Origin of the sequence: Amycolatopsis heterodermiae (genome assembly GCF_034929455.1) — a bacterium.
GTDB lineage: Bacteria > Actinomycetota > Actinomycetes > Mycobacteriales > Pseudonocardiaceae > Amycolatopsis > Amycolatopsis heterodermiae.
Genome location: NZ_JAYFSI010000004.1, coordinates 569,903 through 583,804 on the forward strand (window position 1 = coordinate 569,903; position 13,902 = coordinate 583,804).

At 70.6% G+C, this 13,902-nt stretch carries 19 protein-coding genes; 8 read left to right on the forward strand and 11 right to left on the reverse strand.

What is annotated here, in order from left to right; all coding sequences use genetic code 11:
* Positions 1-105: 105 nt before the first annotated feature.
* Positions 106-1,284, forward strand: a complete 1,179-nt coding sequence (locus VA596_RS21780) for an MFS transporter (RefSeq protein ID WP_323329637.1) — start codon at positions 106-108, stop codon at positions 1,282-1,284.
* Positions 1,285-1,415: 131 nt separating this feature from the next.
* On the forward strand, positions 1,416-1,850 hold the full coding sequence (locus VA596_RS21785) for a TrmH family RNA methyltransferase (protein ID WP_323329638.1): 435 nt from the start codon (positions 1,416-1,418) through the stop codon (positions 1,848-1,850).
* An 11-nt stretch (positions 1,851-1,861) separates the two neighbouring features.
* Here the strand turns inward: VA596_RS21785 and VA596_RS21790 are convergent, their stop codons facing one another.
* On the reverse strand, positions 1,862-2,443 hold the full coding sequence (locus tag VA596_RS21790; RefSeq protein WP_323329639.1) for an HhH-GPD-type base excision DNA repair protein: 582 nt from the start codon (positions 2,441-2,443) through the stop codon (positions 1,862-1,864).
* A gap of 51 nt (positions 2,444-2,494) precedes the next feature.
* Entirely contained in the window at positions 2,495-3,274 is a 780-nt protein-coding gene (locus VA596_RS21795; protein ID WP_323329640.1) for a helix-turn-helix domain-containing protein, read from the reverse strand.
* Positions 3,275-3,323: 49 nt separating this feature from the next.
* Between VA596_RS21795 and VA596_RS21800 the strand changes: the two genes are divergently transcribed.
* Positions 3,324-3,737, forward strand: coding sequence for a DUF2000 domain-containing protein (locus VA596_RS21800; RefSeq protein WP_323329641.1), 414 nt, complete (start codon positions 3,324-3,326; stop codon positions 3,735-3,737).
* 140 nt (positions 3,738-3,877) lie between these two features.
* Positions 3,878-4,375, forward strand: coding sequence for a hypothetical protein (locus VA596_RS21805; protein WP_323329748.1), 498 nt, complete (start codon positions 3,878-3,880; stop codon positions 4,373-4,375).
* On the opposite strand, the gene VA596_RS21810 is transcribed toward VA596_RS21805, so the two are convergent.
* The 4 genes from VA596_RS21810 to VA596_RS21825 form a co-directional block, all read right to left on the reverse strand.
* Entirely contained in the window at positions 4,297-4,779 is a 483-nt protein-coding gene (locus tag VA596_RS21810) for a hypothetical protein (RefSeq protein WP_323329642.1), read from the reverse strand. The genes VA596_RS21805 and VA596_RS21810 overlap by 79 nt on opposite strands.
* 112 nt (positions 4,780-4,891) lie before the next feature.
* A complete protein-coding gene (locus VA596_RS21815; RefSeq protein ID WP_323329643.1) occupies positions 4,892-5,491 on the reverse strand; it encodes a class I SAM-dependent methyltransferase in 600 nt (199 codons plus the stop codon).
* A 9-nt stretch (positions 5,492-5,500) separates the two neighbouring features.
* The gene (locus tag VA596_RS21820) at positions 5,501-5,881 is read right to left on the reverse strand and encodes a DUF2203 domain-containing protein (RefSeq protein ID WP_323329644.1); all 381 of its coding nucleotides are present in this window, start codon (positions 5,879-5,881) and stop codon (positions 5,501-5,503) included.
* A 25-nt stretch (positions 5,882-5,906) separates the two neighbouring features.
* Positions 5,907-6,416 carry a hypothetical protein gene (locus tag VA596_RS21825; RefSeq protein WP_323329645.1) on the reverse strand — a complete coding sequence of 170 codons (510 nt, stop codon included), beginning with the start codon at positions 6,414-6,416 and terminating at the stop codon, positions 5,907-5,909.
* Between the two features lie 259 nt (positions 6,417-6,675).
* Here VA596_RS21825 and VA596_RS21830 point away from each other — a divergent pair, with 259 nt between their 5' ends.
* Together VA596_RS21830 and VA596_RS21835 are read left to right on the forward strand one after the other, a co-directional pair.
* Positions 6,676-7,899 (forward strand): NADP-dependent isocitrate dehydrogenase, encoded by a 1,224-nt coding sequence (locus VA596_RS21830; RefSeq protein ID WP_323329646.1) that lies wholly within the window; start codon positions 6,676-6,678, stop codon positions 7,897-7,899.
* A 200-nt stretch (positions 7,900-8,099) separates the two neighbouring features.
* On the forward strand, positions 8,100-8,396 hold the full coding sequence (locus VA596_RS21835; protein WP_323329647.1) for an SH3 domain-containing protein: 297 nt from the start codon (positions 8,100-8,102) through the stop codon (positions 8,394-8,396).
* Position 8,397: 1 nt separating this feature from the next.
* On the opposite strand, the gene VA596_RS21840 is transcribed toward VA596_RS21835, so the two are convergent.
* The 3 genes from VA596_RS21840 to VA596_RS21850 all read right to left on the reverse strand — a co-directional run bounded on the left by VA596_RS21840 (position 8,398) and on the right by VA596_RS21850 (position 10,957).
* Positions 8,398-8,946 (reverse strand): permease, encoded by a 549-nt coding sequence (locus tag VA596_RS21840; RefSeq protein ID WP_323329648.1) that lies wholly within the window; start codon positions 8,944-8,946, stop codon positions 8,398-8,400.
* 79 nt (positions 8,947-9,025) lie between these two features.
* Positions 9,026-9,610 carry a TetR/AcrR family transcriptional regulator gene (locus VA596_RS21845; protein ID WP_323329649.1) on the reverse strand — a complete coding sequence of 195 codons (585 nt, stop codon included), beginning with the start codon at positions 9,608-9,610 and terminating at the stop codon, positions 9,026-9,028.
* 603 nt (positions 9,611-10,213) lie between these two features.
* Entirely contained in the window at positions 10,214-10,957 is a 744-nt protein-coding gene (locus VA596_RS21850) for an MBL fold metallo-hydrolase (RefSeq protein WP_323329650.1), read from the reverse strand.
* A 274-nt stretch (positions 10,958-11,231) separates the two neighbouring features.
* Here VA596_RS21850 and VA596_RS21855 point away from each other — a divergent pair, with 274 nt between their 5' ends.
* Positions 11,232-12,038 (forward strand): exodeoxyribonuclease III, encoded by an 807-nt coding sequence (locus tag VA596_RS21855; RefSeq protein ID WP_323329651.1) that lies wholly within the window; start codon positions 11,232-11,234, stop codon positions 12,036-12,038.
* Here VA596_RS21855 and VA596_RS21860 read toward each other — a convergent pair.
* Entirely contained in the window at positions 12,035-12,508 is a 474-nt protein-coding gene (locus VA596_RS21860) for a cupin domain-containing protein (protein ID WP_323329652.1), read from the reverse strand. The two genes, VA596_RS21855 and VA596_RS21860, sit on opposite strands and share 4 nt — an antisense overlap.
* Positions 12,509-12,572: 64 nt before the next feature.
* Here VA596_RS21860 and VA596_RS21865 point away from each other — a divergent pair, with 64 nt between their 5' ends.
* The gene (locus tag VA596_RS21865; RefSeq protein ID WP_323329653.1) at positions 12,573-13,070 is read left to right on the forward strand and encodes a MarR family winged helix-turn-helix transcriptional regulator; all 498 of its coding nucleotides are present in this window, start codon (positions 12,573-12,575) and stop codon (positions 13,068-13,070) included.
* A gap of 52 nt (positions 13,071-13,122) precedes the next feature.
* Here VA596_RS21865 and VA596_RS21870 read toward each other — a convergent pair whose 3' ends face one another.
* Positions 13,123-13,860 carry a chitinase gene (locus VA596_RS21870; protein ID WP_323329654.1) on the reverse strand — a complete coding sequence of 246 codons (738 nt, stop codon included), beginning with the start codon at positions 13,858-13,860 and terminating at the stop codon, positions 13,123-13,125.
* Positions 13,861-13,902: the final 42 nt, after the last annotated feature.

The following is a 13,902-nucleotide window of genomic DNA, read 5'->3' on the forward strand; positions in this document are numbered from 1 at the left end:
TCCATAGTACGACGCCGGTCGAAATTGTCGCCCCTCCGTAGTACGGTCATCATCGAACTACGACGTTCGTCGAACCAACCATCCGCTCGCTTGGGGGCACCACCCATGTCCGCACCCTCGTCCTCGAGGATCTCGGTACTCGCCTTCGGCGCGTTCGGCGTCGGGACCAGCGGTTACATCGTCGCCGGGCTGCTGCCCGCGCTGACCGGTGAGCTGCACGTCTCGGCCACCGCCGCGGCCCAGCTCGTGACCGCTTTCGCCATCGCGTACGCGATCGGCTCGCCGCTGTTCGCCGCCGTCACCGGCACCTGGGAGCGCCGGACGCTGCTGGTCGCCGCGCTCGTCGTCACCGCGGCCGGCAACCTGTTCGCCGCGCTCGCGCCCGGCTACGGCACGCTCCTGGTCGCCCGGGTGGTGACCGCGATCGGGGCCGCGGTGTTCACCCCGGCGGCGAGTGCCGTCGCGGCCCAGCTGACCGCCCCGGAACGCCGGGGCCGCGCGATCGCGCTCGTGTTCGGCGGCCTGACCGTCGCGCTCATCTTCGGCGTGCCGCTGGGCAGCCTCATTTCGCAGCACCTCGGCTACCGGACGGCGTTCGCGCTGGTCGCCGCGTTCTCCCTGGCGAGTGCGCTGGCCGTGCGCCTGGCGCTGCCGTCGGTCCCCGCGCCGCCGCGGGTCTCCCTGGCCGAGCGGTTCGCCGCCGGCCGCGACCCGCGCGTGCTCGTGATGCTGGCCGTGACGGTCCTCGGGTGCCTCGCCGCGTTCATGGTCTACACGTTCGTGTCGCCGCTGCTGGCCGCGACCGCGGGCCTCCACGGCACGGCGGTCACGGTGCTGCTCTTCTGCTACGGCGTCGGCGGCGCGGTCGGCAACTTCGCCGGTGGCCGGGCGGCCGACCGCTGGGGTTCCCGCGCGCCGCTGCTCGTCGTGACGGCCGGGATCACCGTCGTGCTGGCGCTGCTGCCGATCGCGACGACGACCCCGATCGCGGCCGGCGTGGCGCTGTTCGTGTGGGGCGTGGCGACGTGGTCGTTCAGCCCGCCGGTGCAGCACCGCCTGATCGAGCTGGCCCCCGGACACGCGGGCCTGGTGCTCTCGCTCAACGCGTCCGCGATCTACCTGGGCGTCGGCCTGTCGGGCGTCGTCGGCGGCGCAGTCCTCGACTCGGCGGGTCCGCTGGTGCTGCCCGAGGTCGCGGCCGCGCTGACGCTCGTCGCGCTGCTGCTGGTGAGCATGGCTTGGGGCTGGGTTCGCGAACGCCGTGAAGAGGTCGCCGTCGGCTAGGATCGGGGCATGGTCGACAACACTGGAGGCGCCGCGCCTCGGCGCCGGTGAGCCCCTCGGTCCGGGTCCGCACGCCACGTGAGCTGCGGGCAGCCCGGCGAAGCAAGTCGCATCCCTGCTGGGGTCACCTGGTGGCCGCCCCGCTCTGGCCGTTGCAGGGCGTCAACCTCGGCACGCTGCTGCGCACCTGTGACGCCGTCGGCGCGTGCCTCGCCGTGCCGCGGTTCCCGTGGGTGCCGGAGGCCCTGCGGCGCGGGAACACGTTGCGGCGCCCGGCATGCGTGCACTGGGTGCACGACCCGCCGGGCTGGCTGAACCGCGAACGGGCGGCGGGCACGCGGGTGGTCGGCGTCGAGCTGGCCGAGGAAGCCGTGCGGCTGGCCGACCTGCCGGCCGCCCGCGGCCGCACCATCGCGGTGCTGGGCCACGAGCAGACGGGCATCCCGCCGGAGGCCCTGGACCTGCTCGACACCGTCGTCGAGATCCCGATGCTGGGCACGGGCGCAAGCCTGAACGTCGCGGTGGCGGGCAGTCTGGTGCTGTACAAACTCGCCGGCCTGCTGTGAAAGCTGGTGCGCTAGCCGGCGGCGGCCGCCGCCTTGGCGGCCTTCTTGAACGCGCGGACCTGGGCGAGCGTCTCGGCGTTGGTGACGTCCGCGATGGACCGGCGGGAACCGCGGTCGCCGTAGGCACCGGCCGCCTCGCGCCAGCCCTTCGGGGCGACGCCGCGCTGCTTGCCGAGCAGCGCGAGGAAGATCTTCGCCTTCTGCTCACCGAAACCGGGCAGCGCGCGCAGTCGTTTGAGGACTTCGGCGGCGTCGGGCTTCGGGCGTCCGGCGGTCCAGATCCCGTCCGTGTGGCCGTCGTAGGTCTCGATGATGTGCTGGGCGAGCGCGTGCACGCGGCGCGCCATCGAACCGCCGTAGCGGTGGATGGCGGGCGGTACGACGCACATCTCGACGAACGTTTCGACGTCGGTCGCGGCGATCTTGGCGATGTCGAAGCCGTCCATCCGGTCGGCGATCTTCCGCGGGCCCGCGAACGCGTGCTCCATGGGGTACTGCTGGTCCAGGAGCATGCCGACGAGCAGGGCGAACGGATCGTCGTTGAGCAGCTTGTCGGCCGCGGGGTCGCCGGTGAGGTGGAGTTCGCGCAGCATGCCGACATCTTGACACAGCCGCCTTCTCCGAACGTGCTCGATCGGACCCGGTCAGCGGGTTTTCGAGTACCGGGCGGGGGTGGTGCCGAGGTAGCGCTTGAAGTGCCGCGTCAGGTGCGCCTGGTCGGTGAAGCCGGCGGCCGCGGCGACGTCGGCGGCGGGCGCGCCGTCGAGCAGCAGGCGCCGCGCCCGGTCGACGCGGCGGCCGGTGAGGTAGCGGTGCGGCGGCAGCCCGAACCGCGCGCCGAAGCAGCGCACGAGGTACGCGGGGTGCGCTCCGAGCGTGTCCGCGGCTTCGGCGAGCGTCATCGCTTCGGGCAGCTTCGCGTCGAGGAGATCGCGAAGCTCGTCGGCGAGCCCGCGTTTCGGTTCGTGAACCGTCGGTTGCCCGAGGTGGACGCGCAGCCGGTCGGCGACCAGCGCGAGCCGGCTCTCGGCCTCGAACGCGTCGCCGGGTTCGGCCAGCGACTCGTGCAGCTGGTGGATCCGGGTGCGCAGCAGGCCGTCGGCGAGGCTCGGGCGGTCGACGGCCGCGCCGATCAGGTCCTCGCCCAGCACCGGCGCCTCGAGGTACAGCACGCGCTTGCGGAAGCCGTGGCTGGTCGCGGCGCGCCCGTCGTGCGCGACGTTCGGCGGCAGCAGCGTCACCGCCGGGCCGAGCGCGCCGTGGTGGTGGCGGTCGAGGTCGTAGCGGATGACGCCGTCGTCGACGATCAGCAGCGTCCACGTGTCGTGCGTGTGCAGCGGGTAGGCGTGCGTGATGAACCGCGCGTGGAAGACCTCGGCGATCCCCGGGACCGCCGGCCGCCAAGCCGAGACGCGCGCCTCCATGTCAAGAACGTACAAGACGCGGGCGTCGGCGGCGGGCGACGCTTTTCGCATGAGTTCCTTCGACACGAAGATCGCCGTCCTGCTGCGTGACGACCTGGCGTCCTGGCAGCGGCTCAACGTCACCGCGTTCCTGGTCAGCGGCATCGCGCACGTCAAGCCCGAGCTGATGGGCGAGCCCTACGAAGACGCCGACGGCACGGCCTACCTGCCGATGTTCGGCCAGCCGGTGCTGGTCTTCTCGGGCACCGCGGACGTCCTCACCGCAGCGCACGGGCGCGCCCTCGGCCGCGGCCTGCGCCTCTCGATCTTCACCGACGAGCTGTTCCACACGGGCAACGACGCCGACAACCGGGCGGCGGTCCGCGCGGTGCCGGGGGAGAAGCTGGCGCTGGCGGGCCTCGCGCTGCACGGCCCGAAGAACGCCGTGGACAAGGTCCTCAAGGGCGCGTCGCTGCACAAGTGACCGGCAAGGCGGAAATGGTTGCACGGCCCGGCGAAAAGTGGCGAACCGCGCAAACCCGGCGCACGGCTCTCGACCGGTGCCATCATCGCCGTCAGTGCCGCGGGAGGCGGCCCTGACTGGGGAGGTAGTCCTTGAAAACCATGTTGCGCACCGGTGTGCTCGCCGCGTCCACGCTGGCGCTGGGTCTCGCTTTCGTGCCGGTGGCTTCGGCGGATCCGGTCCAGACGGTCGCCTACGCCTCGGAAGACCACGCGCACCCGCTGAAGGGCTCCGCGAGCTACTCGGCGCCGGGTGACGAGATCGCCGTCTGGGAGTACAGCGGCGTACTGAAGATCGACGTCCAGTCCGGCCTGAAGGACCTGCGCGTCGAGTTGAGCGCCCCGGCCGGGGAGACCCTGCACACCGGGACCTACACGGGCGCGCGGTTCCGCGGCCAGAGCGACCCGGCGCTGGCCGGCCCGGGGATCTTCGTCTACACGAACGGTCTCTCCTGCGGCGACGACTACGCCGACTTCACGATCGACCGCCTCGACCACTCGGCCGACGGAAAGGTGACGGACTACGACGGAACGTTCGTCCAGCGTTGCGGCACCCCGGACGGCCCGGCCACCCACGGCGAGGTCCACTTCCACGCCTGACGCGCGTGCGGGGCACCCTCATGGCGCTCAAGTCCATGAGGGTGCCCCTCACGGCACGAGACGCGCCAGCGGCGGGCGGCGAGCAGCCGGACGGCCTGCCACAGGTCGTCGTCCGCGTCGTGGCGGTCGAGGGTCACGCGATCCCCGGAGGTCCGGCAGAAGACACCGGTGAGGGACGTCGCCAGCCGGTCCCGGCGCTGGAGGAACCAGCCGTCGGGATCGGCGGGCGTGTTCGCCTCGCCGCCGTAGATCCGCCAGGTCACCGTGGGGCCGAGGGCCTCCTGCCACCGCACGGGGTCCAGCGGAGCGGTGAGCCGCAGAGTGCAAGCGTTTGCGGACGGCGCCGGAGGCACCGGCCGCCGCTCGGTCCGCAGCAGCTTCGTCTCGAACGCGGGTGCCGTCACGCGGATCCGGAGGGGCGCGTCGAACTCGACCGTGACCAGCCTGCCGTCTTCCCGGCACCAGGGACCGCCGTCAGGTGGCCGTCGGCGAACCGCGGCAGCCAGTCCTCGAGCTTCACGGAGCGGTCGCGTGCACCACGAACACACTCCGCGACCCGACCGTGAACGTCTTCGCCGAGACGTCCACGAAGCCCGCCGCCAGCGCCCCGGCCCCGGCCTCGTCCGTCGGGAACGTGAGGTCCTTCGGCACCAGCTCCGCGAACGGCCCGGACGGCTGGAACCGCAGGCCCGACACCACCGAGAACGCCAGCCGTCCGCCCGGGCGCAGCACGCGCAGCCAGTCGGCGAACGCGACGGCGCCCAGGAAGTGCAGCGAGGACGCGCACAGCACGACGTCGGCCGAGTGGTCTTCGGCCGGCATCGGGACCGCCGGCCCGACCTGCCACGTGATCACGCCCGACGGGTCCAGCGAAGCCGCCTTCGCCTCGGCCCGCGCGATCATCGCCGGGGACAGGTCCACGGCGAGCACCCGCGACGGCTTCAGCCGCAACGCCTCGTACGCCGCGAAACCCGTGCCGCACGCGACGTCGAGGACCAGCTCGGGCCCGTCCGGCAGGGGCGCGACCAGCGCCTCCGCCACCGAGGCGTGGAAGGGATCTTCGTCGTAGCGCTCGGCTGTGCCGTCGAAGACGGCGGCCCTGCTGTCGTGGTCCACGACCCCAACCTAGCCGGGACGACCAGCGGTTTTCAGTGGCCGACGCCCCGCGAAGCCGAGGTCGGTCCGGTGGTACCAGCGCAGCTCGGGGTCGCCTTCGAGCCAGCAGAGCAGGACGTCGGTGCCGTCCAGCTCGGCCGGGAAGTCGACGAGCAGCGGCGCGAAGCCCTTCAGCTCGGCGCCGGTGTGCTGCACCGTGGTCATCAGGTCGTCGAGCCGGGCCTGTGCGGCCTTCCACTCCGGCAGCCCGCCCAGCTCGGTCGCCCGGCCACCCGGCCGCAGCGACGCGGCCAGCTCGGCCGCGTCGGCGCGGACGCGCACCAGTTCGTCGAGGACCGGCCGCAGCCGCTTCAGTTCGTCACATGCCTCCGCGACGGTGAACAGTCCCATCCGCCGATTTTGCCATCGGCGCCCGTCAGGCTTCGCGGCGACGCCGGACCAGCGCGTTGGCCAGGCCGCTGCCCACGAGCAGGAAGCCGACACCCAGCAACCCGCCGATGAACAGGAAGTCCATGACGCCGTAGGCGATGTCGCTCTTCGGCATCAGGTTGACCAGCCTGAAGCCCCATTCGGGCACGGCCATCGCCGCGACGCCGGGCAGCACGCCGTAGATCAGCCCGCCCAGGATCGGGCCGACGGCGGACAGCGCCCCCAGCGCGGCGACGACCAGCAGCAGGATCGCCCCGCCGGCCAGCAGCGCGATGCCGAGCGAGTCGCGGTTGGTGCTCAGGGTGGCCTGGATCAGTTGTTGCTGCCGCAGCCCGCCCCAGCTCAGCAGGCCCAGCGCGACCGGGGTGAGCAGCAGCCCGCCCAGCGCGCTCACCAGGTGTGCGACACCCCGGCGCGGCCGCTCGTCGAGCACGTCCGCAGGCTCTTCGTAGTCCTCGTAATCGTCTTCGTATTCGGTGTACCGATGGGTCGACATGGCCGTCACCTCCCGCATGATGAGTTCACGGATGGCATCGTGCCCTGGTTCACCCGGTAGCGCGACGATCGCTCGGCGAGCGGTCGGATCGGGTGACCGGCGGGTCGTCCCCGGTGATCCCGGCCACAATCCACGGGTGGAGACTTGATGCCGACCACTACTTGAACCATCCAGCTGCGTCAAGCAGTACGCTTGTACCGCTACCGGCGAAGACTTATAGAGAAGAACGCGAAGATCCGCGGAAGGAGCACCGCTGCTCATGGCCAAGATCAAGGTCCAGGGCACCGTCGTCGAACTCGACGGCGATGAGATGACCCGCATTATCTGGCAGTTCATCAAGGACAAGCTGATCCACCCGTACCTGGACGTGAACCTGGACTACTACGACCTGGGTATCGAGGAGCGGGACCGCACCGACGACCAGGTCACGGTCGACTCCGCGAACGCGATCAAGAAGCACGGCGTCGGCGTCAAGTGCGCCACGATCACGCCGGACGAGGCGCGGGTCGAGGAGTTCGGCCTCAAGAAGATGTGGCTGTCGCCCAACGGCACCATCCGCAACATCCTCGGCGGCGTGATCTTCCGCGAGCCGATCGTCATCCAGAACATCCCGCGGCTGGTGCCGACGTGGACGAAGCCGATCATCATCGGCCGTCACGCCCACGGCGACCAGTACAAGGCGACCAACTTCAAGGTCCCCGGCCCGGGCACGCTGACCATCAGCTACACCCCGGACGACGGCTCCGAGCCGATGGAGTTCGAGGTCGCGAAGTTCCCCGAGGGCGGCGGCGTCGCCATGGGGATGTACAACTACAAGAAGTCGATCGAGGACTTCGCGCGCGCCTCGCTCCAGTACGGCCTCGACCGCGGCCTGCCGGTGTACCTCTCCACGAAGAACACGATCCTCAAGGCCTACGACGGCCAGTTCAAGGACGTCTTCGAGGAGATCTTCCAGGCCGAGTTCAAGGCCGACTTCGACGCCAAGGGCATCTCCTACGAGCACCGCCTGATCGACGACATGGTCGCCGCGGCGATGAAGTGGGAGGGCGGCTACGTCTGGGCGTGCAAGAACTACGACGGTGACGTCCAGTCCGACACGGTCGCGCAGGGCTTCGGCTCGCTCGGCTTGATGACGTCGGTGCTGCGCACGCCGGACGGCCGGACCGTCGAGGCCGAGGCCGCGCACGGCACGGTCACCCGGCACTACCGCCAGCACCAGCAGGGCAAGCCGACGTCGACGAACCCGATCGCGTCGATCTACGCCTGGACCCGCGGCCTCGAGCACCGCGGCAAGCTGGACGGCAACCAGGAGCTCATCGGCTTCGCGAACAAGCTGGAAGAGGTCGTCGTCGAGACGGTCGAGAGCGGTCAGATGACGAAGGACCTGGCGCTGCTCATCAGCAAGGACCAGCCGTTCCAGACGACCGAGGAGTTCCTCGCGACGCTGGACGACAACCTGGCCAAGAAGATCGCCCAGGGCTGATCGAACGACGCAGGCCCCCTTCCCGGAATGCCGGGAAGGGGGCTTTTGCGTGGTCCGGACGGACACGGTGCGTCACCGTCGGAACGTCTTGGTTGGCGCCTACGGGTGGTTAGGCCGCCCGGCGCTGTTCGTCTGGGTAAAGGATTGCCTACCCTTGGCGCAGGACGGGATTCGTGGTGAAGGAAGGCGTGGTCCTCGTTATGTCGAAGAAAACGCTGATGATCCTCGGTGCCATCGTCGCGGTCATCGTCATCTACGCGCTGAACACGGACAAGCAGGCGTCGGGCGCTTCGGCCACCGGATGCAAGGTCACGGTGACCGCCGACGTCCTCAACGCCCGTGAGACCGCCGACGGCAACGCGAAGATCGTCGGGAAGTACCTGCGTGACTCGCAGTTCGACGCCCTGCCGGGCGTGCAGAACGGCTTCCGGAAGGTGGCCGACGACAAGTGGGTCGCCGCCGCGTTCACCGCGCCGGTCGAGGGGTCCGCCTGCTGACTCACACCCCCAGGAGGTCGGTGCCGAGGGTGATGACCCCGCACAGCGCGGCGGTCAGCCCCAGCACCCGCGCGCGCTTCGGGTCGCGCTTGGCCGCCGCGCGCCAGTAGAGGCCGATGCCGACGGCCAGCATCAGCAGCTCGACGACGGCCGAGACGGCGGGCAGCCGCCAGAGCCCGAACCCGAACGTCGGCAGGTCGCCGGCGTTGCCGGGCAGGATCGGCAGGTCCGCGCGGTGCACGACGAGGTCGAGCAGCCAGTGCGAGAACACGACGGCGCCGAGGACCAGGCCGGCTTCCCGGCCGAGCCGCCACGCGGCGACGGCGCCGAACAGCGCCGCGAGCACGAGCGCGCCGACGAGGGAGTGCGTGTAGTCGGCGTGGATCACGCCGCCGCCGTACCCCTCGCCGTCGATCGTCTCGACGCCGGTCAGGTAGAGCGGCACGAACACGACGTCCAGCCACGCGGTGGCGAGCATGAGCGTCCACACGGGAATGGCCGGGCGGCCGGCCTTGACGGCGGCCGCGAGCCCGAAGTGCCCGGCGATCATCTGCGGGCCTCCGTCCAGGGGAAACGGGCGTCGAGCACACCCAGCCCGACGGTGAACAGCAGTACGGCGATGATGAAGGTCATCGTTCTTTTTCCTTCTGTGTAAGGTTTTCCAGGCCTTGGATGAGCATGGTCTTGAGGACTTCGAAGCTCTCGCCGACGTCCTCGGGCCGCCCGAACCCGCCGGAGGCTTCGAGCCCGGCGAAGCCGTGCACGGCCGCCCGAAGACAGCGCGTCGCGTGCACGGCCCGCGCGTGGTCGAAGCCGTAGGGCCTCAGCACGGCGAAGACGACCTCGGCGACGGCGTGGGTGGCGGTGCTCAGCTCGGCGTCACCCCGATCGGGATCGGTGCTCAGAGCGGCGGTCCGGTGCGGGTGTTTCCGCAGGTAGTCGCGATAGGCATCGGCGAGGGCGGCGACGGCGTCCGCACCTTGGCGGCCGGTGGCCGAGGTGCGCAGGGCATCGGCCATCTCCTGGACGACCCGCAGGTCGATGAGCCGCCGCAGGTCCCCGAGGTTCTTGACGTGCTTGTAGAGCGAGGGCGCGGCAACGCCGGCCCGCTCGGCGACTTTGGCGATGGTGAGGTCGTTGGGGCCACCTTCGTCGACGATCTCGAGTGCGAGGTCGACGACGGCTGTGGTGGTGAGCCCGGCTCTAGGCGACATGGCTACGTTCCATAGCTTTAAAGCTACGACCCATAGCTTTCTGGGTCAAGGCGCGTTTTTGTCGGTGGTCGCTGCTAGAACTGATCCCGTCGGGAGGTGCAGGTCGGCGAGGGGAGGGGTTGGTTGAGCGGTGGGGTGCGCCACGGCGGCGGCGGTGTCCGCGGAGTCTCCAGGGGGAGTTCCGCGGGCGTGTGAGCCGGCTGAGCGGCTGTACGCGGGGGAGGCCTACGCGTTGGGCTGAACGCCGGGCCACGGGGCTGTGCACCGTGCTGGGGAGCGCGGGCGGCGTAGCCGAGTGGTGGCCAGGGGACGCATCGTGCTGGGAGCGCGGCGGTGTCGCCGAGTGGCCGGGCTAGGGAGCGCATCGTGCGGGGAGTTCGGGCGGCGTAGTCGAGTGGTGGCCAGGGGGCGCGTCGTGCTGGGGAGCGTTGCGCGCGGTTCGGCCGTGTGGCTCGTCGTCGGCCGCGGTGCCGCGTCGTCGGGGGGCGGAGTGCAGCTCAGGGGAGCGCACTTCCGTCGCCTCTTCGCGGCTGCGCTGGTGATCGGCGGCGATGCGAGTCGTCCGGAGGAGGATCGAGCCCGGGGACCGTGCCCTGACGGGGGTCAGAGCACGACGGTGAGATCCTCCTCCGCGACCAGCACCTCGCCGTCGAACTCGGCGCGGGCTTCGGCGGCCGCCGCGGCTCGGTCGGTGCCCGGCCAGAAATGGGTGAGCAGCAGCCGCCGGGCGCCGGCGGCGGCTGCCCAGTGGCCTGCCTCCGTGGCGGTCAGCAGGAAGCGGGGGCCGTCGGGTGGCGTCCGGTGGGTGGCGTCGCTGATGAGCAGGTCCGCGTCGCGGCCCAGGTCCGCCAGCACCGGCGACGGTCCCGTGTCGCCGGTGTACGCCACCGTCAGCCCGGGCGCGCTGAGCCGCACCCCGAAGTTCGGCAGGTGGTGCGGCAGCGCGAACGTCGTCAGCCGGAACGGTCCGAGCGTCGCCGGCTCGCCGAGGTCGTGCACCTCGAAAAGCTCACCCGGATCCGGCCGCGGCTCAAGCGCTTCGAGCCGCCGGACGGTACCGGGCGTGCAGTGCAACGGCAGCCGCGGCCGCTCAGACGACCGATCCTGCACGGTGAAGTGCCAGGCCCGCCCGAGCGCACTCACGTCCGCACAGTGGTCGGGATGTTCGTGCGTCACGACAACGGCATCGGGCAGCCGATCCCGGCTGTGCGCGAACAACCGCGAGGCAGCGCCGAACCCAAGGTCCAGCACCACGCGAAACCCGTCGTGCTCGAGCAAAAACCCGGCGCAAGCCCGCCCAGGCTCCGGAAACGCCCCACAACTACCGAGCACCGTCAGCTGACTCATGCACGGCAGTCTGACAGAGCGGCCGCCGCCGCTCGCCCAGTTTTCGCCGCCCAGACCACACCGCAAGCCCGCCCACCCAACGCCCCGCAACGGCCGCCGCCCCCAACACCGCGCGGTCCCTGGTGGCGCGCCATACCCGCGGCGGCCAAAGCTGCGCCGCACCCAACGGCCCGCCACGCCCGCGACCGCCAACACCGCGCGCCCGGTCGCTCCCTGCGCCAAACCCCGCACACCCCACCCCGGCCCCGCAACCCCCACACCCCCGGCCGGTAGCGTGCTGTTCGTGCTGACCGTCTCCACCGTGAACGTCAACGGCCTTCGTGCCGCCGCCAAAAAGGGCTTTGTCGAGTGGCTTGCCGCCACCAAGGCCGATGTCGTCTGCTGCCAGGAGGTGCGCGCCACCGCGGAGCAGCTTCCCGCGGATGTTGTCGACCCCGATGGCTGGTTCGCGATGCACGCTCCCTCCGCCGCCAAGGGCCGCAATGGCGTCGCCATCTACAGCCGCGTTGAGCCCGACGAGGTCCGGATCGGGTTCGGGGAGCCTGAGTTCGAGGACAGCGGGCGGTACCTCGAAGTCCACCTGCCGAAGGTCGTCGTCGCGAGTCTTTACCTGCCCAGTGGGGATGTCGGCACCGAGCGTCAGGACGAGAAGGAGCGCTTCATGGCCGCGTTCCTGCCCTACCTCGTCGAGCTTCGCGCGAAGGCCGCCGCCGGTGGGCGGGAAGTGGTCGTCGTCGGGGACTGGAACATCGCCTACGACAACGCCGACCTGAAGAACTGGCGCGGCAACCGCAAGAACTCCGGCTTCCTGCCCGAGGAACGCGAATGGCTCGGCCGGGTCTACACCGAGGCCGGCTACACCGACGTCCAGCGCCGCCTCGACCCCGAAGGCCCCGGCCCCTACACCTGGTGGTCCTACCGTGGCCAGGCCTTCGACAACGACTCCGGCTGGCGCATCGACTGCCAGCTCGCCACCCCCGGCCTCGCCGAGAAGGTCGTGGACGTCGTCGTCGAGCGGGCCGCGGCCTACGACCAGCGCTGGTCCGACCACGCGCCGGTCACCGCCACCTACGACATCTAGGCCGCGCGGGCCGTCCGCCAGGTCTCGCTGTCGACGAAGTGGTTGTCGAAGCGTTCCTGCGACGCCAGGATCTCCGCCGGTGACGCCTCGCCGCGCCGGATCCGGTCGATCATCCGGAAGTACTCGAAGCGCTCGACGCCCGGCGTGAACACGATCAGCACGTCCGCGCCGGACCGCGACGTCGCGCCGAAGGCGTGCGTCGTGTGCGGCGGCACGAACAGCATGTCGCCCGTCCGCACCGTCACCACCTCCTCGCCCTGCAGCACCTCCAGCTCCCCGTCGAGCATGAAGAACATCTCCGCCGACGAGGTGTGGAAGTGCGGGGTCGCGCCGTCGCGCCCGCGGCTCAGGCAGGCGCGGTTGGTGCTCAGGTGCCCGCCCGTCTGGGAGACGTCGGCGAGCAGCGTCATCGTGTCGGGCGTGGTGCCGAGCTGCTCGGCTTCGTCGTGGCGTACCAGCAAGGTTGTCATGCCGAGATGGTTCCATGGCTGATAGTTCGCTGTCAAACTATCTGGGAGCGAATAGACTGCCCGAGTGACTGACGAAGACGCCGTCGACGCCGTGGTGTCGGCGTGGGCCCGCGAACGCCCCGACCTCGATCTGACCGCCATCGGCGTCGCCGGCCGGCTCGGCCGCCTGAGCCTGGTGCTCGGCCCGGCGCAGGAGCGCGTCTTCGGCAAGTTCGGCCTGCAACGCGGGGAGTTCGACGTCTTGGCCGCGCTCCGCCGTTCGGGGAAGCCCTACACGCTGATTCCGTCGGAGCTGTCCGCGACGCTGATGATGTCCCGCGCCGGCATGACGAGCCGTCTCGACCGGCTCGAAGCCGCCGGGTTCGTCGAGCGCACGCTCGATCCGAACGACCGCCGCAGTTTCCGGATCCGCTTGACGGACCGGGGTTTCGAGGTCGTCGACGCCGCGATGACCGAGCACACCGCGAACGTCACCGAGCTGCTCTCTTCGTTGCGGGGCAAGGAACTCGGGCTGCTCGACGACGTCCTGCGCAAGCTGCTCCGGGAGTACGACACCCCGTGAACGCGCACAGGGCCTCCCCGGATGGGGGAGGCCCTGTGCGACGAGCCGGAGGTCAGCAGGAAAGGTTGTCACCCGTCGGGACGCCGAGGATCCCGGTGATCTGCGTGTACTTGTCGACCCGGCTCTGCACCTGGGCCGGGTTGCCGCCGTTGCACTCGATGGACCCGTTGATGCTGCGGATCGTCTCGCCGAAGCCGCGCTGGTTGACCATCGCGTCGTGCGGCGTCATCGTGCCCGGGCCGGTCTGCGTGTTCCAGTACCAGAGCCCGGTCTTCCACGCGACGGCCGCGTCCTGCTCGACCAGGTACGGGTTGTTCAGCAGGTCGATGCCGAGCGAGTCGCCGGCGGCCTTGTAGTTGAAGTTCCAGCTGAGCTGGATCGGGCCGCGGCCGTAGTAGGCCGCGGTGCCCGCCGGGCAGCCGTAGGACTGACTGGTGTCGCAGTAGTGCGGGTAGTTCGCGGTGTTCTGCTCGACGACGTAGACGAGACCGCCGGTCTCGTGGTTGACGTTCGCCAGGAACGCCGCCGCTTCCTGCTTCTTCACGGTGTCGTCACCGGTGTTCGCGAAGCCGGGGTACGCGTCGAGCGCCGCGGTCAGGCCGCTGTAGGTGTAGAAGCTGTTGCGGCCCGGGAAGATCTGGTCGAACTGGGCCTCGCTGACCACGAAGGAAGCGTCCGAAGTGGACGGTGCGGCGGACGCGGTCGTGGTGGGGAGCACGACGGCCGCGGCGGTGGCGGCGAGTGCGCCCACCGCCACTCCGGCGCGCTTCAGGAACCGGGGGAACGACATGCGGGACTCCTCTGCTGTCATGCCCGGTCGTGCGCGGTCCGA

Bases quoted from the DNA above. Each gene is read 5' to 3' on its own strand.
- VA596_RS21830 (WP_323329646.1), top strand. From the start codon at position 6,676: ATGGCCAAGATCAAGGTCCAGGGCACCGTCGTCGAACTCGACGGCGAT.
- VA596_RS21835 (WP_323329647.1), top strand. From the start codon at position 8,100: ATGTCGAAGAAAACGCTGATGATCCTCGGTGCCATCGTCGCGGTCATC.
- VA596_RS21805 (WP_323329748.1), top strand. From the start codon at position 3,878: ATGTTGCGCACCGGTGTGCTCGCCGCGTCCACGCTGGCGCTGGGTCTC.
- VA596_RS21825 (WP_323329645.1), bottom strand. From the start codon at position 6,416: ATGTCGACCCATCGGTACACCGAATACGAAGACGATTACGAGGACTAC.
- VA596_RS21845 (WP_323329649.1), bottom strand. From the start codon at position 9,610: ATGTCGCCTAGAGCCGGGCTCACCACCACAGCCGTCGTCGACCTCGCA.
- VA596_RS21860 (WP_323329652.1), bottom strand. From the start codon at position 12,508: ATGACAACCTTGCTGGTACGCCACGACGAAGCCGAGCAGCTCGGCACC.
- VA596_RS21870 (WP_323329654.1), bottom strand. From the start codon at position 13,860: ATGTCGTTCCCCCGGTTCCTGAAGCGCGCCGGAGTGGCGGTGGGCGCA.
- VA596_RS21800 (WP_323329641.1), top strand. From the start codon at position 3,324: ATGAGTTCCTTCGACACGAAGATCGCCGTCCTGCTGCGTGACGACCTG.
- VA596_RS21850 (WP_323329650.1), bottom strand. From the start codon at position 10,957: ATGAGTCAGCTGACGGTGCTCGGTAGTTGTGGGGCGTTTCCGGAGCCT.
- VA596_RS21840 (WP_323329648.1), bottom strand. From the start codon at position 8,946: ATGATCGCCGGGCACTTCGGGCTCGCGGCCGCCGTCAAGGCCGGCCGC.
- VA596_RS21790 (WP_323329639.1), bottom strand. From the start codon at position 2,443: ATGCTGCGCGAACTCCACCTCACCGGCGACCCCGCGGCCGACAAGCTG.
- VA596_RS21780 (WP_323329637.1), top strand. From the start codon at position 106: ATGTCCGCACCCTCGTCCTCGAGGATCTCGGTACTCGCCTTCGGCGCG.
- VA596_RS21820 (WP_323329644.1), bottom strand. From the start codon at position 5,881: ATGGGACTGTTCACCGTCGCGGAGGCATGTGACGAACTGAAGCGGCTG.
- VA596_RS21795 (WP_323329640.1), bottom strand. From the start codon at position 3,274: ATGGAGGCGCGCGTCTCGGCTTGGCGGCCGGCGGTCCCGGGGATCGCC.